The 24,393-nt window shown below is 44.6% G+C and carries 17 protein-coding genes; 8 read left to right on the forward strand and 9 right to left on the reverse strand.

Translation table 11 applies throughout. The features are described from left to right. Positions 1–101 precede the first annotated feature (101 nt). Positions 102–6,461 carry a ZmpA/ZmpB/ZmpC family metallo-endopeptidase gene (locus ACHBHN_RS02990; RefSeq protein WP_394733597.1) on the forward strand — a complete coding sequence of 2,120 codons (6,360 nt, stop codon included), beginning with the start codon at positions 102–104 and terminating at the stop codon, positions 6,459–6,461. A gap of 275 nt (positions 6,462–6,736) precedes the next feature. Here ACHBHN_RS02990 and ACHBHN_RS02995 read toward each other — a convergent pair whose 3' ends face one another. The 7 genes from ACHBHN_RS02995 to ACHBHN_RS03025 all read right to left on the reverse strand — a co-directional run bounded on the left by ACHBHN_RS02995 (position 6,737) and on the right by ACHBHN_RS03025 (position 13,713). Then, a complete protein-coding gene (locus ACHBHN_RS02995; RefSeq protein ID WP_394733284.1) occupies positions 6,737–7,900 on the reverse strand; it encodes a carbohydrate-binding domain-containing protein in 1,164 nt (387 codons plus the stop codon). A gap of 21 nt (positions 7,901–7,921) precedes the next feature. Further along, the gene (locus tag ACHBHN_RS03000) at positions 7,922–8,593 is read right to left on the reverse strand and encodes a DUF4956 domain-containing protein (RefSeq protein ID WP_105122903.1); all 672 of its coding nucleotides are present in this window, start codon (positions 8,591–8,593) and stop codon (positions 7,922–7,924) included. After that, positions 8,577–9,320, reverse strand: coding sequence for a polyphosphate polymerase domain-containing protein (locus ACHBHN_RS03005; RefSeq protein WP_394733282.1), 744 nt, complete (start codon positions 9,318–9,320; stop codon positions 8,577–8,579). The genes ACHBHN_RS03000 and ACHBHN_RS03005 overlap by 17 nt, the downstream gene beginning before the upstream one ends. Before the next feature lie 152 nt (positions 9,321–9,472). Then, positions 9,473–11,185 carry a dihydroxy-acid dehydratase gene (gene ilvD / locus ACHBHN_RS03010; protein ID WP_105122905.1) on the reverse strand — a complete coding sequence of 571 codons (1,713 nt, stop codon included), beginning with the start codon at positions 11,183–11,185 and terminating at the stop codon, positions 9,473–9,475. 162 nt (positions 11,186–11,347) lie between these two features. Beyond that, on the reverse strand, positions 11,348–11,704 hold the full coding sequence (locus tag ACHBHN_RS03015) for a hypothetical protein (protein WP_105122979.1): 357 nt from the start codon (positions 11,702–11,704) through the stop codon (positions 11,348–11,350). Positions 11,705–11,735: 31 nt separating this feature from the next. Further along, the gene (locus ACHBHN_RS03020; protein WP_394733598.1) at positions 11,736–12,674 is read right to left on the reverse strand and encodes a phosphodiester glycosidase family protein; all 939 of its coding nucleotides are present in this window, start codon (positions 12,672–12,674) and stop codon (positions 11,736–11,738) included. Then, positions 12,661–13,713: a glycosyltransferase gene (locus ACHBHN_RS03025; RefSeq protein WP_394733599.1), complete on the reverse strand. Its 1,053-nt coding sequence runs from the start codon at positions 13,711–13,713 to the stop codon at positions 12,661–12,663. Before ACHBHN_RS03025 ends, ACHBHN_RS03020 begins: the two co-directional genes overlap by 14 nt. A gap of 182 nt (positions 13,714–13,895) precedes the next feature. Here ACHBHN_RS03025 and ACHBHN_RS03030 point away from each other — a divergent pair, with 182 nt between their 5' ends. The 6 genes from ACHBHN_RS03030 to ACHBHN_RS03055 all read left to right on the forward strand — a co-directional run bounded on the left by ACHBHN_RS03030 (position 13,896) and on the right by ACHBHN_RS03055 (position 20,427). After that, positions 13,896–15,638, forward strand: coding sequence for an acetolactate synthase large subunit (locus ACHBHN_RS03030; protein ID WP_394733278.1), 1,743 nt, complete (start codon positions 13,896–13,898; stop codon positions 15,636–15,638). Beyond that, positions 15,631–16,107 carry an acetolactate synthase small subunit gene (gene ilvN, locus ACHBHN_RS03035; RefSeq protein WP_105111535.1) on the forward strand — a complete coding sequence of 159 codons (477 nt, stop codon included), beginning with the start codon at positions 15,631–15,633 and terminating at the stop codon, positions 16,105–16,107. The genes ACHBHN_RS03030 and ilvN overlap by 8 nt, the downstream gene beginning before the upstream one ends. Before the next feature lie 207 nt (positions 16,108–16,314). After that, positions 16,315–17,337, forward strand: coding sequence for a ketol-acid reductoisomerase (ilvC, locus tag ACHBHN_RS03040; RefSeq protein WP_394733600.1), 1,023 nt, complete (start codon positions 16,315–16,317; stop codon positions 17,335–17,337). A gap of 624 nt (positions 17,338–17,961) precedes the next feature. Beyond that, positions 17,962–19,212: a threonine ammonia-lyase IlvA gene (gene ilvA, locus ACHBHN_RS03045; RefSeq protein WP_105111537.1), complete on the forward strand. Its 1,251-nt coding sequence runs from the start codon at positions 17,962–17,964 to the stop codon at positions 19,210–19,212. Positions 19,213–19,252: 40 nt separating this feature from the next. Next, positions 19,253–20,131, forward strand: a complete 879-nt coding sequence (locus ACHBHN_RS03050; RefSeq protein ID WP_394719450.1) for an SPFH domain-containing protein — start codon at positions 19,253–19,255, stop codon at positions 20,129–20,131. Positions 20,132–20,217: 86 nt separating this feature from the next. Next, entirely contained in the window at positions 20,218–20,427 is a 210-nt protein-coding gene (locus tag ACHBHN_RS03055; RefSeq protein WP_024391394.1) for a hypothetical protein, read from the forward strand. A 347-nt stretch (positions 20,428–20,774) separates the two neighbouring features. Here ACHBHN_RS03055 and ACHBHN_RS03060 read toward each other — a convergent pair whose 3' ends face one another. Beyond that, on the reverse strand, positions 20,775–21,515 hold the full coding sequence (locus tag ACHBHN_RS03060; protein WP_105111539.1) for an amino acid ABC transporter ATP-binding protein: 741 nt from the start codon (positions 21,513–21,515) through the stop codon (positions 20,775–20,777). After that, positions 21,508–23,073, reverse strand: a complete 1,566-nt coding sequence (locus tag ACHBHN_RS03065; RefSeq protein ID WP_105160840.1) for an ABC transporter substrate-binding protein/permease — start codon at positions 23,071–23,073, stop codon at positions 21,508–21,510. Before ACHBHN_RS03065 ends, ACHBHN_RS03060 begins: the two co-directional genes overlap by 8 nt. A 380-nt stretch (positions 23,074–23,453) precedes the next feature. Here ACHBHN_RS03065 and ACHBHN_RS03070 point away from each other — a divergent pair, with 380 nt between their 5' ends. Continuing rightward, the gene (locus tag ACHBHN_RS03070) at positions 23,454–24,290 is read left to right on the forward strand and encodes an undecaprenyl-diphosphate phosphatase (protein ID WP_172009868.1); all 837 of its coding nucleotides are present in this window, start codon (positions 23,454–23,456) and stop codon (positions 24,288–24,290) included. Positions 24,291–24,393: the final 103 nt, after the last annotated feature.

Genomic DNA, 24,393 nt, shown 5'->3' on the forward strand with positions numbered 1-24,393 from the left:
ATTTGCCGTCCTTAAGATGAAAAAGAAATAAACAAAAAAATTGTACGAACCATTATGATACGGTATAATTGTATGTATAATTAGCGATTATTGGAGAAAATATGAAAAACATTTTTAATGAAAAGCGAGAACGATTTGCTTTCCGTAAATTATCAATTGGACTTGTTTCTGCAACCCTAGCAAGTCTATTTTTTGTGACTTCTATTGCTACTGCCCCTTCAGTCAGTGCGCAGTCTATCAATTACACCTATGTGACCGAAGAAGAGTTGACTGATGCGGAAAAAGAATTGATTATTCGCGACTTGCCAGGTTTGGCACAAGAAACGGATTCTACCTACTATTTGGTTTATCGTCCTGTAGTGTCTACAGGTTCTGATTCAAAAATCTTACCTGAAACAGGTGTCTTGGAAAATAGTGCGATGGTTGTTGCAGGTCTATCTCTCCTGATTATTGCTGTAAAATTAGGCAAAAAAGGGAAGAAAGAATTTGCGGGAGTAATCATTCTTGCCGCAACGGGTGCAAGTTTCTTGGCACCGACAGGTTCAGCATTAACTAGCCATATTCTGGCTCAATTCAACCATGCGGTGGAACGTTCTGCAGGTCAGGCTTTGCCAGCGCCAGCTGAGATTGAAGGCTATGTTTATGTGGGCTATTTTAAAGATAGCAAGGCGGTAGAAGAGCTTCCAGCAGAGGAGGAGAAACCAGCAGATAATGGGAACCAAGAAATCGTAACCGAAGTTCCAAATACTGCTCCAAGTCATGAGCTACCAGCAGCTGATATTACTGAGAAGACTATCACCAAAATGGAACTCATCGCCTTTGAGACTCAAACGGTTGAAAATCCAGCCTTGGTCGAGGGGACAGAAAAAATTGTTCAAGAAGGTCAAAATGGCGAGCGGACCATTACCATCAAGCAAACACTTGTAGACGGTCAGGTTCTGAAGGAAGAGGAAGTTTCATCCGAAATTACCAAAACTGCTACTCCAAAAATTATTGAAATTGGGACACAGAAGGCTGAAGAGTCTATCATAACTGCTCTTCCAGATACAGCACCAACGAACGAAATTCCAGCCTTGGAGGTTACAGAGAAAGTTGTTTCGCATACAGAATCGATTGCCTTTGAAACTGAGGAAGTCTATGATGATACTCTTCCAGATGGGACTAGATTGACTGTGCAGTCTGGACAAGCAGGTCAAAAGACAATTGAAACCAAGCAAACATTTATCGGTGATGTCTTGTTGAAGTCTGAGGCTGTGTCCGAAGCGGTTAGCCAAGCTCCTGTTAATCAAATCGTAAAAATTGGTACAAAACCAATTACTGCTCTTCCAGATACAGCTCCGACGCATGAACTACCAGAAGTTGCCTTGACAGAAGATACGACGACCAACACCGAGTCCATTCCTTTTGAAAGCCAAATTATCTATGATGCTACTCTGGCTGAGGGAACTCGAAATGTGGATCAAGTTGGGCAAGCGGGGGTTCAGACGACAATTACCAAGAATTACTATGCTGACGGTGTCTTGATCAAGTCTGAGCAGGTTTCAAGCTCGGTGACAAGCTCACCAGTAACTGAAATTGTTCGCATTGGTACAAAGAAAGCTGATACAGTCACAACTCAGACGGAATCAGCTACAAAAGTCATTCCATTTGAAATCAGCTACCAAGACGATGCGACCCTTCCAGTTGGTGAAGAAAAAATTATTACGGCTGGCCAAAATGGACTTGCTACTGTTACAACAACCTACACTCTTGTAAATGGTGTTCGTCAAGAAAATCCAACAGTGACTGAAACGGTGACCACTCAGCCTGTGACTCAAGTAGTTGCACGTGGTACGAAAACGGCTACCCCAACTCCAGTTGAACGCACAGAGACTGTTACAGAGACGGTAGAAATTCCATTTGAAACCAAGACAACAGAAACAGCGGATTTTTATACAGATGAGGAGCAAGTAGTAGTTGAGGGGAAAAATGGAGATAAGGAAGTTACCACTACTTATCAGACAATCAACGGAGTCCGTCAACCAAAACCAACAGTGACTGAGAAAGTCCTTAAAGAACCAACAACGAAAGAGGTTCTCAAAGGAACAAAACCAATAGAGGGTACGGAAACCGAAACTAATCAAGTTGAAATTACCTTTGAAACAGAGTATGTTGACGACCCTACACTGTTAGAAGGTAAGACCAAAGTTGTAACGACGGGTGTAAATGGCTCTAAGACAGTTACAACAACTTACCAGACTATCAAGGGCGTTCGTCAGGAAAAACCTACTGTAACAGAAGAGATTACCAAACAACCTGTTAAGCAAGTCATTGCGCGTGGTACAAAGGTTGAAAAAGTACCACAAGTGATTATCACAGACTTGGTGGAAAATGATGATGCCAAGTCAGCGACAATTAGCTACAAGTTGACAGACGAAACCGCTAACTTCCAACGAGCTGTTGCTCTCCTCTATGATAATACAGGTGTCTTGGTACAGGAACAGGCAATTACGGATCCAAATGGCCAGTTGACACTTGAAAATCTTGATTTCTACACAGATTACACTGTTAAGACTAAGATTTTCTACACAATGGCAGACCAGGAACAAAGCTCGGAACAAGAAGCTATTCTTGAAAGCATACGCAAATTTGATTTAGTCTATAAAAAGATTGAAGTCAAAGATATAGATGCAGTGACTGTTTACCGTCGTAAGAATGGTAGCTACATCGGTCAAGAATTCTTGGAAGAGCTACCAACATCTACTGATGAATTATTCATTAAAGTTACTTCAGATCGCTTCAAAGAAGTCTATCTTCCAGTTTCTAGCATTGAAGAAACTACGTTAGATGGCAAAACAGTCTTCAAACTAGTTTCATCCTTTGATGAATTGGTACAGGACAAGGATACCCAATACGTTGCCAACCGTGAATTCTACATTCCTAAAATGGCGACAGATGCCAATACCTACACCTCCTTCAAGGCTCTGCTTGAAGCCATGAAGGCCAACCCATCTGGTACTTTCAAACTAGGTGCACATTTGGACGCAAGTGAAGTCCCTGTTGGAGATATTCCATCTTATGTGACTGGATTTAGCGGTACTTTGGATGGAGTAAATGACGGCTATGCCTTCTCAATCAGCAACTTGAAAGCCCCATTGTTCTTTAACCTTAGTGGTAAAGTTCAAAACTTGGACATCAAGAATTCAAGTCTAAATACAACGTCTAAGAACCCACTTGCTACCATTGCGATTAATGCCAACAATGCAACAATCACGAACGTAGCAGTAGAAGCATCACTTAAAGGACCACAAAACGTATCTGGTTTAGTTCATTCAGCAACCAATACAACTATCAAGGATGTATCCTTCAAGGGTAGCATCGAAGTAACCGGAACCGATGCAAGTCTAACTGGTGGTATCTTGGGTAACGGTACAATGGCAAGTGTTGGAAATGCTAAGGTTGATGCAACTATTACTCTCCCAGGTACAGAAAACCAAGTAGCTGGTGGTATTGTCGGACGTACCATGCTTGTCTACGATGTACCAGGAAGTGTCTATAATTCTTATGCAACTGGTTCCATTGTGACAACTGAATCGGCAGCCATTGTCGGCGGCATTGCAGGTTCCAACCAAGTGACGGGTGCCTATGCTCGATATAGTGGTGAAGTCAACAATGTTATTAGCGATATGACTGGTACGACAAGCATTATCGGTCAACCAGATAACCCAACTGGTAAGATTAAGGGCGGTTTCACAACAACAACTGATAGTTTGACCAATGTTACTGTTATCTCTGATGAAGATGCACAAGCCAAAGTAGAAGCAATGGGAATTCAAGCGACAATTGATGATTCTGTTTCGCTTAATCTCAATCAATATTCAGTAGATTATCTAACCGTGGATAAGGCTCAGGCTGACCATGAAATCGCCTACTACAACATGGAAAAAATCCTTCCATTCTACAACAAGGAACTCCTTGTCTACTATGGAAATAAGATTGCGACAGACGATAAGCTCAATACAGTTCGCCTGCTTGACGTTGTGCCAATGAAGGATAAGGATGTTGTTGCAGATGTCTACGCTGAAAAGGCTAATATTAATAAGATTATGCTTCACTATGCTGATGGCACGGTGGACTATAAGACGGTTTCTTATCTAGAAGACTTCAAGAATAATCATGTGGTCGAGTATACCATTTCAGGAACAGACTTGATTTACACGCCAGAATCATTCTTGAATGACAGAAGTGCCCTTGTCAATGACTTGGTAAGCAGCCTTTCTTCTGTTGTCCTCGACTCGGATGCTATGAAGGCGGTTATCAATTATCCAACAACCTTGAATGCCGATACTCAGACAGGTACTGTAAAAGATTTCTACTTTGGTGAAAGCTATGACCAAGTTATGGCCAACCTAGAAAGCAATGTTCGTAAATTGTTAGTTGCCAGTCTCAATGGACAAGGCCAGGCTTCAGAGACCTATATCAAGGAAAAAATTCTTAATAATAAAGAAGCCTTTCTTCTAGGTTTGACTTACTTGAACCGCTGGTATGACATCAACTACGGAACTGTGAATACTAAGGAATTAACCATTTTCGAGCCTGATTTCTTCGGAAATGATGCAGCATCAGCACTAGATATGATCTTGGCAATCGGAAATGGTGGCTACGATGTTCTTCGTGCCCATAACAACGTGACGACCTACGTGTCTGCCATGGCAAAACAAACTGCTAAGGCTTCTGTCTTTGACTTGGTTGAGTCTTATCGTCAACTTTTCATGCCAAACTTGACAGATAATGAATGGTTTAAACAAACCACAAAAGCCTATATCGTTGAAAGTAAATCACAGGTAGCAGAAGCAGCAGCCAAGCAAGATGCGGCAGAAAAACATAGCAAGTATGCTCTCGCAGTCTATGACCGTATCACTAATCCAAACTGGGCTTACCGTCAAATGCTCCTGCCACTCTTGACCCTGCCGCAAGAAGACATCTTTATCATAAGCAATCTCAATACAATGGCAATTGGTTCGTATGAACATTATGTTGAAGATTATTCAACAACTGAAAACCGTGATAAGGTACGTCAAATGGTTGATTTGGCAGCCCAACGCCAACGTGACAATGCCGATTTCTGGTATAAGATTCTTGACGAGACCAACCGTGACAAACTCTTTGGTAGTCTTCTTAACAATGAAGGCTATATGATGTTCGGTCCTGATGGTAAGAAAGCCTACCGTAATTTGACTGCGGAAGTTGATGCTATTCAAGACTTCTACGGTCCGATTAACAAGTGGTACCGTGAACACTCATCAATTAAGACTGCATATGCAGACGGAAAAGAAACCTACTATATCACCTATGATATGCTAGGCGATTATGGAACGACACTTTATAGTCATGAAATGGTCCACAACCAAGACGGCTCCACCTATCTCCATGGCTATGGTCGTCGTATCGGTCAGGGAATGGAAGTTTATGCCGACGGCTTACTTCAAAACGTTTCCTCGCTGGATAAGATGATCCTTGGCTTCAACGCCTTCTTTACAGAAGATGTAGCCAACCGTGTCCATGTGGCTGATCCGGTGGAACGATTTAGCAATGAAGCGGACTTCAATGCTTACTTCCATAACCAATTTGATGCCCTTTACTTGTTGGATTACTTGGAAGGTATGGCTATTCTTGGAAAAACTGACGATTTGAAGAAGGATTGGCTCCGTAAGATTGACAACTACTATATTCAAACCAATGGTGTCAACACACATGCTGGAAACAATGCACGTGAGCTGACCGATGCAGAAGTAGCTTCCTTGAAGACTTTCGAGGATTTGATTGATAACAGTATCATTGATTACCGTCAATATTTCGGACCTACTGGTGGTGCTAAGACCTTGACCAAAGAATGGTCACGTAATGGATACCACAGTGTTCCAATGTTTGCAGCCAACTATTCTGCGCTTTCAAACCCATATGGCTCACCGGGAGATATCATGTTCCGCCGTATGGCCTTTGAATTGATTGCAGCTAAGGGCTATACAGAAGGCTTTATCCCTTATGCATCTGGACAATTGTCTGACTATGCTATGAGCCAAGGCTCAACCATTTACGATACTTGGAACAAGAAAGATACAGGTCTGATTACTGATACGCACGTCTTGAACCAAGTCTTTAAGGGTCAATATACAACATGGGAAGAATTCAAGAAAGCCATGTTTGCGGAGCGTGTTGAAAAAGCAGAGGCAGGAAAACTCAAGCCATTTACCATGCAGTATGAATTAGGTGTTGCTAACTCTACAAAAGAAGTGACAGTAACGACCTATGCCCAACTCCAAACTTTGATGGAGGAGGCAATGGAGGTAGACACAAATGGACGAATTTTCTATTCAACCAATAACGTCAACCTCAGTCGTGTGCATGCTCTTAAGGTAAAAGTTTATCAGGCTCTAATGAACACAACGGATGACTTCAAGACGTCGATTTTTAACCCATAATCATAAACAAGTTGGTCTTGTGCCAACTTGTTTTTTAGTACGACGGGCATGTCGTACATCTGAGGTGAAAGTCCTCTGCGGGCACCCGCTACCGGTGAACCCAATAGCGACTCCCAAGCCTGACTATCGGAACTGTCCCATAGCAAGGTATCTATTCAATCATTTCTTGCCTAGACTATCATCTCAAACGACATGCGTTAAAAGTTAGTTGAACCGCTGTGTGCCGAACGGCACGCACGGTGGTGTGAGAGGGACTAGTCTTAGTCCCTACTCGATTACCATCCACCGCGACCTCCAGGTGCGCCCCCCATTGCGCCGGGGCCGGTTTGGACAATTTCAGTTTGTTTCTGGCCATTGACCGTGACATCTCCACCTGTAAAGGAGACGGAACCGTCAAAGTCAAAGGCTGAAGTAGGTGCAGTTATGTCAATGGTGCCACCAGAAATGATCAAATCACCATTGGAATCAAAGGCATCCGTATCGCCATTTCCGACAGCAACGGTCAAATCACCCCCGGTGACCTTGATGAAGATATCGCTGGCTGTATCGCTTGCAGCATTGATGGCATCATCAGAACCATAAACATCCAAGGTTCCACCATTGATAGTGATATTGGTTCCTTCCAAGGCCTCGGTTGACTCAGTTACTTTAATCGAACCATCTTCAATGGTCAAGGCAGATTCAGCTTTGATACCGTCGTCACCTGCTGTGACAGTGATGGTTCCGCCCGTGATAGTGGTATTTCCTTTCGTAGTATCCTCGTCGTTTGTCGCCTTGATACCATCGCCACCTGCCATCACGTCAATCCTACCACCTGTGATGGTCAATGAATCCTTACCGCGAATACCGTCATCCTGAGCTGTTACCGTAATATTTCCAGCCTCGATGGTCAAGTCATCGGTAGAGACAATCCCGTCTTGGAAATTGCCTTCAACGGTCAGTTTACCATTGCCAGTGATAACTAAATCCGACTCCGAATGAATAGCCCCTTCAATATCTGTATCGGAATGAGTGCTAGTGTCTGAGACAGTATTTTCGGTGCCATCTTGCAAGTTAATTTCAAGATTATCAGCAGATAGGACATTGATAGCTGCGGTATCTGTGCTAGAAATGGTAGCTCCGGCCAAAATCAAACGCACATTTTCCTGAGTGTCAATGGTTACACCTTTTGTCGTCGAACCGCTTAGAATATAGGTTCCGCCTTCAGTGATGGTCAAGCCCTCGTCAGACAAGGTAACTTCTTGACTAGGGAGTGACGACCAATCAATGCTAGAAGTGCTTGCGGTGTTGCTCGTGCTTGAATTGGTCGTCGTTACTTGGCTGCTGGTAATCGTCTTGCTGGTTTGGGTATGTCCTTGGGCAGAAGAACAAGCAGCTAACGTAGCGATAGTGAGGAGGGTAATGCCAGAGGCGAGTAGTTTTTTCGTCTTAGTTTTCATCATAATGATTTCCGTCTTTCTTTATAAATATTTCTTTTTAGGTGTCTGTTTATTGACAATGAAATTGAGTGGATTGGCTTCGACAATGGATTTTGTCAAGGCTTGGTCTGAGATGCTTGATTCCAAAACCAGAGAATATTCGAGGACCAGTGCCTGCTTTTTCTTTTTGTAGCTAATGGATAGGATTTCTTCCTCCTTACAAGCTGCTTTGAAGACCTTCTTGAAAAAATGTTGGTAATCAAAATCCAAGGGAACAGTTAGGAGAATGTGTCGTCTCCTGTGATCGGTTTGACCATAATTCACAGTTTCAAAGAGGAGCATGGCGCCGCAGATAATGAGCGTCAGGAGGCTGGCCAGTCCCAGATAACCGGTTCCTGTTGCTAATCCGATGGCCATAGCCAGTAGGACTGCCAGCATTTCTTTGGAAGAGCCAGAGGCAGAGCGGAAGCGAATGAGACTAAAGGTCCCAGCGACGGCTAAGCTAGTCCCCAGACTGCCGTTGACCAAGAAGATGATAAAGGCAATCAGGGTTGGCATCAGGGTCAAAGTTATGACAAATTCCTTGCTGTAGCTGGATTTGTGCTTGTAGGTCATTGCCAGTAGATAACCCAGCACCAAGCTGATCCCCATAATTAAACTGATTTGCAGGGCGATGGAGCTGGTGGTAGATAAGATACTATCGAATAGGTGCATAGGCTATCAACTCCTTTTCTGGGCTAGTCGCGAGGCGGTAAGCCGTTCCGTATTTGGAGAAGGATTTTCTATCAATGGCGTGCTTTTCAAGGAGCACGGATAGCCAATCTGGAATCGTCTCAGCTGCTTTGATTTCCATAATCATTAGGTCAGGGTCCAGCAAGACCTTTTCTTTTGCAGCTGATTTAAGCGCCGGATGTTTGTCTGAATAGGTAACGTTTTGGTCAATGGTCAAGCGGAGTTTTGGATCCTCTAGCCCCTTGAAGGACTGGCGTTCATAGCGAATGAGAATTTTCGGATAGAGATTGCCATACCGTTTCCGAAGCGATTGAATTTCTTGGCAGACAGGTTGGTCTGGCAGGCTGCTGTCGCGCAAACCTGTACGGAGGAAATATTGAATAATGCGCGGTGTTGATTCCAGTCGGTACTTGTAACCAATGCCATCGATTTTTTTCTTGATTTCCAAAAAGGCGGTGCTGTTGGCATGAGGATGAGCATCGTAGAGCCGAATCCGAACCTTTTCACGCTGATGCTTTTTGGCTAAGGCATCCTGCACCATGTCAAAATCCTCATTATCAAAATAAATGCTGGTAATGGTTGAATGAGCGTAGTCATCTGCAAGGAGATGGGGCTGGGCATCGCGGAGGAAGAGTCTCCAAGTTGCTTTGCTGAGGATGTATTTAGTTTCCCTACGTTTGAATTGTTTTTGGCTGATAGTGGTTTTCATGTGAGACCTCTCCAATCTATTGTGCTGATGCTTGTTAGTATAAAGGTCAAATATTAAACAAAACTGAAAGAAATATTAAAGAAAGCTTAAAATTCAATTTTGGGCGAAAAAAATCCCCCATCACGAGGATAGGGAAAAATGGAGTAAATAGGTTATTTTCCTGAACGGTCGACATTCCAGAAATCTGTGACAGCGCCTTTGGATGCGGACGATACGGTATGGGCATATTTTCCGAGCACACCGCGGCTGTAGAGAGGTGGAATAACAGTTGTTTTCTTGCGTTCTTCGATTTCTTGGTCAGAAACGTGCATGGTGATTTCTTTGGTATCTTGGTCCACCGTTACCAAATCGCCTGTACGTAGGTAGGCAATTGGACCACCATCCTGAGCTTCAGGTGCGATGTGTCCCACAACCAATCCATAGGTACCACCAGAGAAACGACCGTCTGTTAGAAGGGCTACCTTGTCACCTTGGCCCTTGCCGACAATCATAGAAGAAAGTGACAGCATTTCAGGCATACCAGGACCGCCTTTTGGTCCAACATAGCGGACAACGACTACATCGCCATCTACAATTTCGTCAGTCAAGACTGCTTCGATAGCTTCTTCTTCAGAATCAAAGACCTTGGCTGGACCTGTATGGTTGCGGACTTTCACACCAGAAACCTTGGCAACGGCACCTTCAGGAGCCAAATTACCCTTGAGGATAATCAACGGACCGTCGGCACGTTTTGGATTTTCAAGTGGCATGATGACATCTTGACCTGGTGTCAAATCAGCGAAATCTTCCAAGTTTTCTGCGATGGTTTTACCAGTACAAGTGATACGGTCGCCATGCAGGAAACCATTTTTTAGCAAGTATTTCATAACTGCTGGTACACCACCGACATTGTAGAGGTCTTGGAAAACATACTTACCAGAAGGCTTGAGGTCAGCCAAGTGAGGTACTTTCTCTTGGAAATCATTGAAATCTTCCAAGGTCAAGTCAACGTTTGCAGCGTGAGCAATGGCTAGCAAGTGAAGAGTAGCGTTGGTGGAGCCACCGAGTGCCATGGTAACAGTGATAGCATCTTCAAAGGCTTCGCGAGTCATTATGTCAGACGGCTTGATGCCCAGTTCTAACATGCGGACAACAGCACGACCAGCTTCTTCAATGTCAGCCTTCTTCTCAGGAGATTCAGCAGGGTGAGAAGAAGAGCCAGGAATAGACATCCCCAAGACTTCAATGGCAGAGGCCATGGTATTGGCTGTGTACATACCACCACATCCACCAGGTCCAGGGCAGGCATTACACTCCAAGCGACGGACATCTTCTTCGGTCATATCGCCGTTGTTCCATTTTCCGATTCCTTCAAACACTGAAACCAGGTCGATGTCCTTGCCGTCCAGATTTCCTGGAGCAATGGTACCACCGTAGGCAAAGACAGCAGGGATATCCATATTGGCAATGGCAATCATGGAACCAGGCATGTTCTTGTCACAGCCTCCGATTGCTACAAAGGCATCGACGTTGTGCCCTCCCATAGCTGCCTCAATAGAGTCAGCGATAATGTCGCGTGAAGTCAGTGAGAAACGCATGCCCGGAGTTCCCATGGCGATTCCGTCTGCAACGGTGATGGTACCGAATTGAACTGGCCAAGCGCCAGCATCTTTGACCCCTTCTTTGGCTAATTTTCCAAAATCATGCAAGTGAATATTACAAGGCGTATTTTCAGCCCAGGTCGAAATCACACCGACAATCGGCTTTTCAAAACTATCATCGGTCATGCCTGTCGCGCGCAACATGGCACGGTTGGGTGATTTGACCATTGAATCGTAGACTGAGCTACGGTGACGAAGGGTTTTAAGTGTATCTTTATCTGTCATTTCTCTTCTCCCTATCTTTCTGGTGATTGGTTTCCTTATTATACCATAGTTATGAGGGATATGAAAAAGGATTTGACAAATAATGGGAAATTTCTGAATTTTTTGAAAACAAAAGGAAACAGCTCCCATATATTAGCGGGGAACTGCTTCACTATATTGAAATTATATTGTTGGAGCAGCGGTTTTGGCCTGCTTGATGAAGAGACTGATTGCAGCTAGAGTCAGGAAGCCAGCCCCGACATACCAGTAAGGTTGATCCAGGGTTGTAGACCGTCCGGACAGGTTGATGATACCACGGAGGAGAAAACCTGCTGTAATGGTTGCAACACCTGAATTCCAGAGATTATAGGTCAGGCGAGAGAGTGTGCGATGGATGGTCATCAAGCCAAGTAGAAGACTTCCACCGATTAGGGTTACGCAGAACAGATAGTGCATATGGAAAGCTGTTTCTCCATAACTGAGGCTTTCATAGACCCGACTGAAGATGAAGAGGAAGGATGTTAGTGCTAAATAGGTCATGAAGGTGCGAATAGCACGCTTACTGTTTGAATTAGTAGCCGATGTAGACAATGTCGCTCACCGCCCTTTCTGAGATAGTATTTCCGTTTGTTGTTGGGTTGTTAATCACTTGACCGTTGAAGTAGAGGGTTGATGAACCACCGCCGTCTAGGTTGTAGGCAGTTGTTGCTCCGTATTGTTTCATAACTTCTGCCAGTTGATAGAGGGATAGACCTTCACTTTCAGAAGTACGACCGTCTGCCACAACGATGATATAGTGGTTTTCATCGATGATACCAATGGCTGAACGAGGGTTGGAAGACATGGCCCGTCCAACTTCTGTTGATGTATCCACCACGATTTCACCATTTTCTACCAAGGTTGGCCCGAAGGCGAGCAAGTTGACAACGCCATTGTCAATTAACTCTTGAGCTGTTATTTCATTTTCATAGATAATTTCAAATGAGCCGTCAGCATAAATTGCCAAGTCACCATAAGAAGCATTGTCACGGACGGTATCACGGTAGAGGACACCATTCTTGATGACGTAACCTGTTGAGTTGGCACCGTAGTAGTCGCCGTTGACCGCCAAGATGGCATTGTTGGCTGCAGCGGTTTCAGATGTTTTGGCTGTGACGTTGGTACCATAAGTATTTTGAGCTAAGGCTGTTTTCAAGTACTCAGGTGAGCTGACTTGGATATCCGCTACATAGACAGTCGTGTTGTTGGTTGTAATGGTTTCGAGTGTGATTTGGATATTGTCATCAGCGTAAGAGGTATCAGTTGTTGTCACATTGGTTGCGGTTGTTGCAGCGGTGCTACTTGCTACTGTACTGGAATTTGTCGTCGCTGCAGCGGTTGTCGTTGCGGATTCTACGGTTGTAATAGCTTCAGAGAGGACAAAGGTTTTGAGCATGGAGTAGGTGAAACCACCAGTGAGTAATGTACCGAATAGTGATGCGTATATGAAGGGTTTTTTAAGCAATTTCATGGGCAAGTGCCTTCCTTTCATTGAAAATAATATGTTTTTGAATATACCAAGAGAAGAAAAAGAGGGAGAGGCCAACTGTGATTTTCACCAAATAAAGATTCAAGCCAAACAGTTGGTGGAAAATATAAATCAGAGAGGTGTCGCAGATGAAGAGGGCTAAAGCTAGGGTCAAATAACCGAGGCCAGTAGTTTGGACGCTCTGCTCGCTTTGAAAGACCAACTTTTTATTGAGGTAATAATTGGACAGAGAGCTGGTAAGACGAGCCAAGCCATTAGCAATGAGGATATGAATACCCGAGGGCAGAGCAGTCAAACTTGCGATAAGCAGGGCATAGGCACCGTAGTCTACCAGAAAGCCGCCAAGTGAGGACAGGGCAAATTTGAAGAGGTTTTTGTAGATGAGTAAGCCATCCTTGATAGGTCGGAAATGCGAGCTAGCATTATCATCTATATAGATGGTCTGAATGGGAACCTCGGTAATGGGGAACTCTTGGCTAGCTTGAGTCAGCATATTCATTTCGTACTCATAACGTTGGCCTTCGATTTTCAGCATAAAGGGCAGGAGCTTGGAATGAAAGGCACGTAGACCAGTCTGGGTATCGCTAACCTTGACACCAGTTTGAAGGCGGAAGAGTAGACGGGTTAGCTTATTACCAAAACGACTGCGGAAAGGCACATCATTGCTAAATTGACGGACTCCCAGAACCAAGTGATTGGGCAAATTCATAGCAGCCCGCGCCACTCTATCCATATCGTTGACGGAGTGCTGGCCGTCCGCATCAGCTGTTACGATGACAGAATTGGAGTCACGTTCTTGAATATATTGAAAAGCAGTTTTCAAGGCCTGGCCTTTTCCTAAATTACGCTCGTGGTGAAGAACGGTTGCGTAAGAACTAGCTTGCTCGATGATGGCTTTCGAAGCTTCAGTGCTTCCGTCGTTAACTACAATAATCTTGCAATTGAGCCGATGCTTTAAAGCGTTCAATAGCTCCAGTAATTTCTGATCTGGCTGATAGGCGGGGATGATGACATAATACATGGGAATACCTCGTTTCGTTTTTTGCTATACACCCACTATAGAGGAGTTTTCTGAAAGAAATCTGAAAATAGCCTACATCTTGATTTGACTTAAGTTTGGTTTAAGATTTCGGCTTGAAATAAGGAAAACGAACAAATGTAGGAATTTTCAGAATATTCCTTGACATTTAAGTTCCATGTGTTATGATAGTAGATACAACATTGCAGAGAGGAGGAATACATGTGCAAGAAATCCAATTAGATCAACCGCGTTCAGGTTCCTATTTAATCTTAGATAGCTTGCATCAATTGGGTGTGGACCTGGTCTTTGGCTATCCAGGTGGGGCAGTCCTCCCCTTATATGATGCTATCTATCAATACGAGGGGATTCAGCACGTCTTGGCTCGTCACGAACAAGGAGCGGTCCACGAGGCGGAAGGTTATGCCAAATCATCAGGAAAGGTGGGCGTAGCCATCGTCACATCTGGACCAGGGGCAACTAATGCCATTACAGGGATAGCGGATGCCATGGGCGACAGCGTGCCTCTTCTGGTTTTCACAGGACAGGTTGCGACGCGCGGTATCGGTAAGGATGCCTTCCAGGAGGCCGATGTCATTGGTATGACCATGCCAATCACCAAATACAATTACCAGATTCGGGATACAGCAGATATTCCTCGAGTGATTACAGAAGCCTATCATATTGCGACCACAGGCCGTCCAGGTCCAGTAGTCATCGATGTGCCAAAGGATATCCAGGAAAGAATTGTTGAAGCCTATCACGATCCGATGGTTCATTTGCCAAGCTACCAACCAACGGTAGAGCCAAATGGCTTGCAGGTTAAGAAAATTCTCCAGCAGCTCAGTCGGGCCAAAAAGCCAGTGATTTTGGCTGGTGGTGGGGTCAACTATGCAGAAGCCCAGGAAGAATTGATTGCTTTTGCAGAGAAATACCGCTTGCCTGTTGTTTCAACCCTGCTTGGGTTAGGAGCCATGCCGATTGAACACGAATTAGCCCTAGCGATGGGTGGCATGCACGGAACTTACTCAGCCAATATGGCCATGAATGATGCAGATTATATTATCAACATCGGTGCCCGCTTTGATGATCGCCTGACGGGAAATCCGACAACCTATGCGCCTAATGCGACTATTGCGCACGTGGACATTGACCCAGCAGAGATTGGCAAGGTCATGAAGACGGCAATTCCAGTAGTCGGAGATGCCAAAGCGACCTTACAAGCCCTGTTGAAATGCGAAACCGTTGAGACAGACTATGCTGACTGGACGGAGCAGGTATTGGACAACAAGCGTCGAGCACCTTTCTGGTATGAGGAAGATGCCAACTTTATCAAGCCACAAGCAGCTATCGAGCTGATTGGTCAATTGACAAATGGCGATGCTATCATCGTGACAGATGTGGGACAACACCAGATGTGGGCGGCTCAATTCTATCCTTACAAGCACCAGCGCCAGCTGATTACTTCGGGCGGCATGGGGACTATGGGATTCGGAATTCCAGCAGCAATCGGCGCTAAACTAGCCAATCCAGACAAGGAAGTTGTAGTCTTTGTCGGTGACGGTGGTTTCCAGATGACCAACCAGGAATTGGCTATCCTCAATGGCTATGGTGTGCCCATCAAGGTTGTCTTGATTAATAACCATTCCCTGGGTATGGTTCGTCAGTGGCAAGAATCCTTCTATGAAGAACGTCGCAGTCAGTCAGTATTTGATGCAGAGCCAAACTTCCAGCTCCTAGCGGAAGCCTATGGTATCAGCCATTACAGTTTTGACAATCCGGCGACCTTGGCAGAAGATATGAAGGTCATCTTGGAAAACAAACCAATGCTGATTGAGGTCCATATCTCCAAGGCCGAACATGTGGTGCCAATGGTACCAGCCGGCAAGAGCAATGCGGAAATGTTGGGGGTGAAGTTCAATGCGTAGAATGTTAACAGCAAAATTACGAAATTCTTCAGGTGTCCTCAACCGCTTTACAGGTGTCCTATCCCGGCGCCAAATCAATATTGAATCCATTTCAGTCGGCCCGACCGAAGTTGCAGGTATTTCTCGGGTAACGGTCATCGTTGATGTTGCGACCATGGACGAAGTGGAACAAATTATCAAGCAACTCAATCGCTTGATTGATGTGGTCCGTGTCCGCGATTTGACAGACATTCCGCACTTGGAACGGGAAGTGATTCTGATTAAAATCGTTGCTCCGCCAGCTAAGCGGGCAGAAATTTTAGCCATTATCCAACCCTTCCGTGCCAGCGTTGTCGATGTGGCACCTCACTCCATTACCATTCAGATGACTGGTGACGGAGACAAGATTGACGCCCTCCTGCGTGTGATTCAGCCTTATGGCATTAAGAACATTGCTAGGACAGGGGCAACTGGTTTCAGTCGTGACTAACCTAGTCACTCACTTGTCTTTTGCTTCGTCGTTAGCTCGGCTTGGCATACCTCAGCTTGGCATACCTCAGTATAGCCTTCGCCTCACTGCCTAGAATTAAAAGAAAGTTGAGCAACTAGGGATGCACATGATAGACAAAATTACAGAATGTTCATTTTCTTTGAACATCCGAATTTATAAGTAAAAAAATAGAAAAGAGATTAACAAATGGCAGTAGCAATGCAATATGAAAAAGATGTAACAGTTCCAGCACTTGACGGCAAACGTATCGCCGTTATCGGTTATGGTTCACAGGGCCATGCCCATGCCCAAAACTTGCGTGACACAGGACACGATGTTATCATCGGCGTGCGTGCTGGTAAATCTTTTGATAAGGCAAAAGAAGATGGCTTTGAGACCTTTGAAGTAGCAGAGGCTGCTAAGCAAGCTGATGTTATCATGATTTTGGCTCCAGATGAAATCCAGGCTGACCTTTACAATGACGAAATCGCTCCAAACTTGGAAGCAGGAAATGCCCTTGGTTTCGCTCATGGTTTCAACGTTCACTTTGAATTTATCAAGGTACCAGCAGATGTGGATGTCTTCATGTGTGCGCCGAAAGGACCAGGTCACTTGGTTCGCCGTACCTTTGAAGAAGGTTTCGGTGTGCCAGCTCTTTACGCTGTCTATCAAGACGCTACTGGCAATGCCAAGCACATCGCTATGGACTGGGCAAAAGGTGTTGGCTCAGCCCGCGTAGGTCTCTTGGAAACAACCTTCAAGGAAGAAACAGAAGAAGATTTATTTGGTGAGCAAGCCGTTCTCTGTGGTGGTTTGACAGCTCTGATGCAAGCTGGTTTTGAAGTCTTGACTGAAGCTGGCTATGCACCAGAATTGGCTTACTTTGAAGTATTGCACGAAATGAAACTCATCGTTGACCTTGTTTACGAGGGTGGTTTCAAGAAAATGCGTCAGTCTATCTCAAACACTGCTGAATACGGTGACTACGTATCAGGTCCACGCGTGATTACTGACCAAGTTAAAGAAAACATGAAAGCTGTATTGGCAGACATCCAGTCTGGAAAATTCGCCAACGACTTTGTCAACGACTACAAGGCTGGTCGCCCACAAATGGAAGCCTTCCGTAAAGAAGCTGAAAACCTTGAAATCGAAAAAGTCGGTGCAGAACTCCGCAAAGCAATGCCATTCGTAGGCCGCAACGACGACGATGCCTTTAAGATTTATAACTAAAACAGTCCAGTGGACTGTTTTAGCCCTCGCCTAAAAACGAGAAAGCGAGGTAAGTCCAGTGGACTGTTTTAGCCCTCGCCCAAAAACGAGAAAGCGAGGTAAGTCCGGGGGAGTGAAAGAGTCTGGGGATAGACTCTTTCAGCTGGTCGCCTAGAAATGTGAGAGCGACCATACGCCCTCGCTTGACAACAAGAGAGCGAGGTTAGCCTACGGATAGGCTATTCTAGCCCTTACCCAGAAATACGAAAGCAAGGTAGTTGAGGTGGACTATTTTAACCCGAGTTTGACAACAAGAGAGCGAGGCAGCCTACGGATAGGCTATTCTAGCCCTTGCCCAGAAATACGAAAGCAAGGCCAGGGGAAGTTTGTCTACCGACAAACTCTATATCCAACCTTCAACAGCTCCCCAAACTGTTGAAGTCCAATCTCGAAATCGTAGAGTTAGGTAGCTCTACTTGAATTAGAAGTCTCGGGGTTCTGGTCAAAGAATAGTAAAGAGCTGGCTTGCCAGCTCTTTTGACCATTCTGAGAAAATAAAAAATATTTGTGAATTTTGATTATAAATCCTATGTTTATTTCAGGATTTTTGGTACAATATTTATAATAGAAAGAAATAAGTGCAATATGATTTCAGCAAAGAACATTGAGCAGGCCTATTCTGTTCTCAAAAATGTGGTGGTTAAGACACCGCTAGATTATAATCGTTACCTGTCAGAGCGTTATGGAGCCGATATTTATATCAAACGGGAAAACGAGCAGCGGGTCCGTTCCTTCAAGATTCGAGGGGCTTATTACGCTATTTCCCAATTGACGGATGCGGAAAAAGAGCGAGGGGTTGTCTGTGCTTCAGCGGGCAACCATGCCCAGGGAGTAGCCTATACCTGCCAGGAAATGCAGATTCCTGCTACAATTTTCATGCCCATTACAACGCCGCAGCAGAAGATCGGTCAGGTCAAGTTCTTTGGTGGGGAATTTGTGGACATTCGCTTGGTGGGTGATACTTTTGATGAATCGGCTCAGGCTGCTCAAGACTATACCCAGGAAAGTGGAAAAACCTTCATCGATCCCTTTGATGATGATAATGTTCAGGCAGGTCAGGGGACTGTTGCCTACGAAATCTTGGACGAGGCCCAGGAACAATCGATTGATTTTGATCAGATTTTGGTTCCCGTTGGTGGTGGTGGTCTGATTGCAGGTGTTTCGGCTTATTTGAAGGAACAGGCACCAGGCATCAAGATTGTAGGTGTTGAGGCTAGCGGAGCACGTTCGATGAAGGCTGCTTTTGATAAGGGAAGACCTGTTAAGCTGGCTGAAATTGACAAGTTTGCGGACGGAATTGCTGTTCAAAAAGTCGGTGCAAGCACCTACGAAGTTGCTCGTAAACATGTAGACAAGCTGATTGGTGTTGATGAAGGTTGGATTTCAGAAACCATTTTGGACCTTTATTCTAAATTGGGAATTGTCGCTGAACCGGCTGGTGCTGCGACTATTGCTGCACTTGAGGTTGTCAAGGACCAAATCAAGGGGCAGACCATCTGTTGTATCATTTCAGGTGGTAACAATGACATCAACCGCATGCCAGAAATGGAAGAGCGAGCTCTGATTTACGAGGGAATCAAGCATTATTTCGTCGTCAATTTCCCCCAACGGCCGGGTGCCCTGCGCGAATTTGTAAACCATATTCTCGGACCGAATGATGACATTACACGGTTTGAGTATATCAAGCGGGCCAATAAGGGAACAGGTCCAGTTCTCATCGGGATTGCTTTGGGCGATAAGAATGACTATGCGGACTTTATTCAGCGCTTGGAAGATTTTGACCCACAATATATCAATTTGCACGAAAATGACTCACTCTATAAAATGTTGGTGTAAGATGTTAGCTTAGGAGGTTATTATGGCACCTATATTGTTTATGTTTACTCTCTTATTCGTCCTGCTTCTGGCCTTGATTTTGATTATTTCTGGCCTCTATGTGGTCAAGCAGCAGACGGTGGCTATTGTCGAGCGGTTTGGTAAGTACCAAAAAACGTCTACCTCAGGGATTAACTTTAAAATTCCTTTCGGTGTGGATGTCATTGCAGCTCGTATTCAGCTTCGGATGTTGCAAAGTGAAATCGTGGTTGAGACAAAGACCCAGGATAACGTATTTGTGACCATGAATGTGGCGACCCAATACCGGGTCAATGAAAATAACGTCACAGATGCCTACTACAAGCTCATGCACCCAGAGGCTCAAATCAAGTCCTATATTGAGGATGCCCTGCGCTCATCTGTGCCTAAATTGACTCTGGATGAATTGTTTGAGAAAAAAGATGAGATCGCCCTGGAAGTGCAGAAGCAGGTGGCAGAAGAGATGTCCACCTACGGCTACGTCATTGTCAAGACCCTGATTACCAAGGTTGAGCCAGATGCAGAGGTTAAGCAATCCATGAACGAAATCAACGCAGCCCAGCGGAAACGGGTTGCGGCCCAAGAATTGGCAGAGGCAGACAAGATAAAAATTGTCACTGCTGCAGAGGCAGAAGCTGAAAAAGACCGCCTGCACGGTGTGGGTATTGCCCAACAGCGTAAGGCTATTGTTGACGGTTTGGCAGATTCTATCCGTGAATTGAAAGATTCCAACGTCAGCATGTCAGAAGAGCAGATTATGTCTATCTTGTTGACCAACCAATACTTGGATACCTTAAATAATTTTGCACAAGGAGGTAATAATACAATCTTCTTACCGGGCAATCCGGAGGGTGTTGAAGACATTCGCACTCAAATATTGTCAGCTCTTTCTGTCAAATAATTGGTAAAAACCGAATACTTTACTTGACAAAATGAGCATAGCTGTATTATACTTAATTGCACGAATAAAAAGGAAAGGGGTTTCTCATGACTAGTTACGAAAAAGTTGCCGCAGTTGTAAACTGGGTACGTGAAAAGAAAATCACTGGTTACCGTATCAGTAAAGAGACCAACGCTCGTGAAATGTCAGTTATCGCTCTTGCACAAGGACGTGCAAAAATCGACAACATCTCATTCGCGACAGCTTTGGGCTTGATTGATTTTTACGACAAAAACCACAAAAAATTTGAAAACTAATCTAGGTAAACTTACCTAGAAAAACAAGAAAGAGAGGTCTATGCCTCTCTTTTCTATTTGGAAAACAGTAAAAAAGTGCAAAAAATCACTACCTGTACTATACTGTAATTGAAATTTTTAAAGTTTAGGCGCTAGAACTGTTGCCTCAGTCCTAGCGCCTTTTCTTTTTGATTTTAGTTGAGTATAACACCGCAATCGGGGGAATAGAGTAGGATGGAAAAAGGGGGCCAACAAGATGTGTCCTGAAGGCAGTGACTCCCAGGCTTCATACTGTGGTAACAGGGGCCAGGTTTGCTTTGAAGTGTATTGGAGCCCAAAAAAATACCAGCTAGAGCTGGTATCAAGGCTTAACCGAGGAAACGTTTTAAGAATTCTTTGGTTCGTTCTTCTTTTGGATTTTCGAAGATTTGTTGAGGTGTGCCTTCTTCGGCGATGACGCCCTTGTCCATGAAGATGACACGGTCTGAAACGTCGCGGGCAAATTCCATTTCGTGGGTCACGATGACCATAGTCAAGCCAGACTCGGCCAATTCTTTCATGGTTTTGAGAACTTCACCCACCATTTCTGGGTCAAGGGCAGAAGTTGGTTCGTCGAAGAGAATAACTTCTGGATCGACTGATAGGGCGCGTGCAATGGCTACCCGTTGCTTTTGTCCACCAGAGAGCTGGCTTGGTTTAGCGGCCCAGTATTGCTCGGTCATGCCGACCTTGTTGAGGTTGGCTTTGGCAATTTTCTCTGCTTCAGCGCGGTCACGTTTGAGAACGGTCGTTTGGGCCACGATAGCATTTTCCAAAACATTGAGGTTGTTGAAGAGATTAAAGGATTGGAAAACCATGCCTAATTTCTCACGGTAGGTGGTCAGGTCATAGCCCTTGGCCAAAACGTCTTGACCGTGGTAGAGGATGGTGCCTTCCGTCGGTGTTTCCAAAAGGTTGATAGAACGGAGGAAGGTTGATTTTCCAGAACCGGAAGAGCCGATAATGGAGATAACCTCGCCTTTTTCAACGGTTACTGAAATGTCCTTGAGGACTTGGTTTTGACCGTAGGATTTTTTCAGATTCTTGATTTCCAGGATGGTATTAGACATGTGGAACCTCCTCGATTTGCATTTGGTTGGCACCTGTCGTGTAATTGTCCATATCGAAACGTTTTTCGACAGAACGCAGGATGCGGGTTACAGTGAAGGTCAAGATGAAGTAGATAATGGCAATCACAGTGAAGGTTTGGAAATATTGGTAAGTCTGGGTCGCGACAGTATTTCCTGAAAAATAAAGCTCAACCACAGAGATAACGTTGAGGACAGATGTATCCTTGATATTTATGACAAATTCGTTACCAGTTGCTGGAAGAATGTTGCGGATAACCTGTGGCAAGACAATCTTACGCATGGTTTGATTGTGGGTAAATCCAAGCGCAGTTGCTGCTTCAAATTGCCCCTTGTCAACAGCGAAGATACCACCGCGGACAATTTCACTCATGTAGGCACCAGTGTTGATAGAAACGATGAAAATAGCTGCCAGAGTGCGGTCTAGGTTAAGCCCAAAGGCCTGGGCGGTACCGTAGTAGATAACCATAGATTGTACAATCATTGGGGTACCACGGAATACCTCAATGTAGATATTAATCAGCCAACCGAGAACTTTTTGTCCCATAGCAGCGACCTTGTTTTCAGCTTTTGGAGCAGTGCGGAAGACACCAATCAAAAGACCAATTAGCGTACCGATGATGGTACCCAAGATGGAAATCAAGAGGGTCATACCAGTTCCGCGTAGGAGTTGTTGCCAGTTGTTGACGATGATATTCCAGACCTGTGTAAAGAAGCTTGGTTGCGCGTCGGTTGCTTCTTCGACCGGCTGATTTTCAATCATATTGTCCATCAATGCAACTTGGTCGTCTTCAGAAATGGTCGCAAGGACTTGGTTGACCTGTGCAAGTCGTGCATCATCCTTACGCATACCGACTGCAATGGTCACGTCCTCGGCATTGGTTTCAAAACCTTCTGAAAGCTCGACCATCTTGAAAGCCTTATTAGCAGCCTCAGCGGTACGGCCTTCCGGACGCTCAGACACGTAGGCATCAATAATACCAGCCTCCAGGGCCTGACGAATTTGCGAGAAATCCCCCATGGCTGTCTGCTTGTTTGCGCCTTCGATCTGGTCAATCAGGTCGTAGAGGTAGACACCTTGTTGCGCAGTGATTTTTGCACCTGCAAAGTCAGCCAGTTTGCTGGCTGTTGCATATTGACTATCTGCACGAACTACCAATGTCGGAATGGAAGTGTAGTAGCTGTCAGAAAAGGCGATTTCTTTCTTGCGCTCTTCTGTTGGGCTCATCCCGGCGATGATCATGTCAATCTTACCAGAAGTCAATGCTGGAACCAGACCTTCCCACTTGGTTTTGACCACCAAGAGTTCCTTGTCCATGGATTCTGCAATTTTTTTGGCGATTTGCACGTCGTATCCGTTAGCGTATTGGTTGGTCCCTTCGATAGGGGCAGCACCATTACTGTCGTCTTCCTGGGTCCAGTTGAAAGGTGCATAGGCAGCTTCCATCCCGATACGGAGGTATTCATCTGCACGAACGCCTGTAGTGACTGAAAAAACAGCCAGTATGGTCAGCAGGAAAATACTGAGTTTATGTTTCATAATATCTCCTTATAAAATGTATTGTACCATTGTATAAAAAATTCTGAAAAATTTCAATACGATTGCTTTTTTATTCACAATTATTGTATAAATGTTCTTTGAGCGATAGCATCAAACTATATTTGGCTCTTTGTTTCTCTCATCTTTCGTGGTATAATGTCTAAAGTATCTAGAGCATGATTGGTTTTAAAGAATTAAAAGTATCTTTATTTGGCTCTTTGTTTCTCTCATCTTTCGTGGTATAATGTCTAAAGTATCTAGAGCATGATTGGTTTTAAAGAATTAAAAGTATCTTTTATAAAAAAGTCCCTGGTGAGCAAGTTATCTCTTTCCTATGGTATCGCTCGCTGGTCAATGCAGGTTCTTAAAAGGAGTATCCTATGTTTATCGAATTATTGAAAGCCATTTTCTTAGGCATTGTTGAAGGAATTACGGAATGGTTGCCAGTTTCCTCTACTGGTCATTTGATTTTGGTCCAGGAATTTATTCAGTTCAACCAGTCGAATAGCTTTGTGGAGATGTTCAACATTGTTATCCAGTTGGGGGCGATTTTGGCTGTTATGACCATCTATTTCAATCGCCTTAATCCTTTTCAGCCTGGCAAAAGCAAGCGTGAGATTCAGTTAACCTGGCAGCTATGGGCCAAGGTTGTCATTGCTTGTATTCCATCCATCTTGGTGGCCCTGCCCTTTGATAGCTGGTTTGAGGCCCACTTCAACTTTATGGTGCCCATCGCCATTGCCTTGATTGTCTATGGTATTGCCTTTATCTGGATTGAAGAGCGCAATAAGAGAGTCCAGCCTACAGTGACGGACTTGGCGTCCATGCCTTATAAGACGGCTCTGTTTATTGGTCTCTTCCAGGTTTTGGCCATTATTCCAGGGACTAGCCGTTCTGGGGCGACGATTTTGGGGGCCATTATTCTTGGGACCAGTCGTTCGGTGGCGGCCGACTTTACCTTCTTCTTGGCTATTCCTACCATGTTTGGCTATAGCGGGCTTAAGGCGGTCAAGTATTTTATCGATGGCAATACGCTCAACTTTGAACAGGTCTTGATTCTCTTGGTCGCATCGTTAACGGCCTATCTTGTTTCTGTCGTTGTCATTCGGATGCTGACAGATTATGTGAAGAAACATGATTTTACAGTGTTTGGTTACTATCGGATTATCCTGGGGGCCATTCTATTGGTTTATTCTTTCTTGAAGTTTATTTCCTAAAAGCAGGCTGTCCTGCTTTTCTTTTGTTTTTCCGACGGCAATTTAGTATAATGGTGAGAGATTTGTATGAGAATGTGGCCTATTTGTTGGAAAATCTAGGCAG

Origin of the sequence: Streptococcus sp. A22, assembly GCF_043674215.1 — a bacterium.
Taxonomy (GTDB): domain Bacteria; phylum Bacillota; class Bacilli; order Lactobacillales; family Streptococcaceae; genus Streptococcus; species Streptococcus suis_V.

Excerpts from the sequence above, each read along its gene's own strand:
- ACHBHN_RS02990 (WP_394733597.1), top strand. The coding sequence starts at position 102 with ATGAAAAACATTTTTAATGAAAAGCGAGAACGATTTGCTTTCCGTAAA.
- ACHBHN_RS02995 (WP_394733284.1), bottom strand. The coding sequence starts at position 7,900 with ATGAAAACTAAGACGAAAAAACTACTCGCCTCTGGCATTACCCTCCTC.
- ACHBHN_RS03000 (WP_105122903.1), bottom strand. The coding sequence starts at position 8,593 with ATGCACCTATTCGATAGTATCTTATCTACCACCAGCTCCATCGCCCTG.
- ACHBHN_RS03005 (WP_394733282.1), bottom strand. The coding sequence starts at position 9,320 with ATGAAAACCACTATCAGCCAAAAACAATTCAAACGTAGGGAAACTAAA.
- ilvD (WP_105122905.1), bottom strand. The coding sequence starts at position 11,185 with ATGACAGATAAAGATACACTTAAAACCCTTCGTCACCGTAGCTCAGTC.
- ACHBHN_RS03015 (WP_105122979.1), bottom strand. The coding sequence starts at position 11,704 with ATGACCTATTTAGCACTAACATCCTTCCTCTTCATCTTCAGTCGGGTC.
- ACHBHN_RS03020 (WP_394733598.1), bottom strand. The coding sequence starts at position 12,674 with ATGAAATTGCTTAAAAAACCCTTCATATACGCATCACTATTCGGTACA.
- ACHBHN_RS03025 (WP_394733599.1), bottom strand. The coding sequence starts at position 13,713 with ATGTATTATGTCATCATCCCCGCCTATCAGCCAGATCAGAAATTACTG.
- ACHBHN_RS03030 (WP_394733278.1), top strand. The coding sequence starts at position 13,896 with ATGATAGTAGATACAACATTGCAGAGAGGAGGAATACATGTGCAAGAA.
- ilvN (WP_105111535.1), top strand. The coding sequence starts at position 15,631 with ATGCGTAGAATGTTAACAGCAAAATTACGAAATTCTTCAGGTGTCCTC.
- ilvC (WP_394733600.1), top strand. The coding sequence starts at position 16,315 with ATGGCAGTAGCAATGCAATATGAAAAAGATGTAACAGTTCCAGCACTT.
- ilvA (WP_105111537.1), top strand. The coding sequence starts at position 17,962 with ATGATTTCAGCAAAGAACATTGAGCAGGCCTATTCTGTTCTCAAAAAT.
- ACHBHN_RS03050 (WP_394719450.1), top strand. The coding sequence starts at position 19,253 with ATGTTTACTCTCTTATTCGTCCTGCTTCTGGCCTTGATTTTGATTATT.
- ACHBHN_RS03055 (WP_024391394.1), top strand. The coding sequence starts at position 20,218 with ATGACTAGTTACGAAAAAGTTGCCGCAGTTGTAAACTGGGTACGTGAA.
- ACHBHN_RS03060 (WP_105111539.1), bottom strand. The coding sequence starts at position 21,515 with ATGTCTAATACCATCCTGGAAATCAAGAATCTGAAAAAATCCTACGGT.
- ACHBHN_RS03065 (WP_105160840.1), bottom strand. The coding sequence starts at position 23,073 with ATGAAACATAAACTCAGTATTTTCCTGCTGACCATACTGGCTGTTTTT.
- ACHBHN_RS03070 (WP_172009868.1), top strand. The coding sequence starts at position 23,454 with ATGTTTATCGAATTATTGAAAGCCATTTTCTTAGGCATTGTTGAAGGA.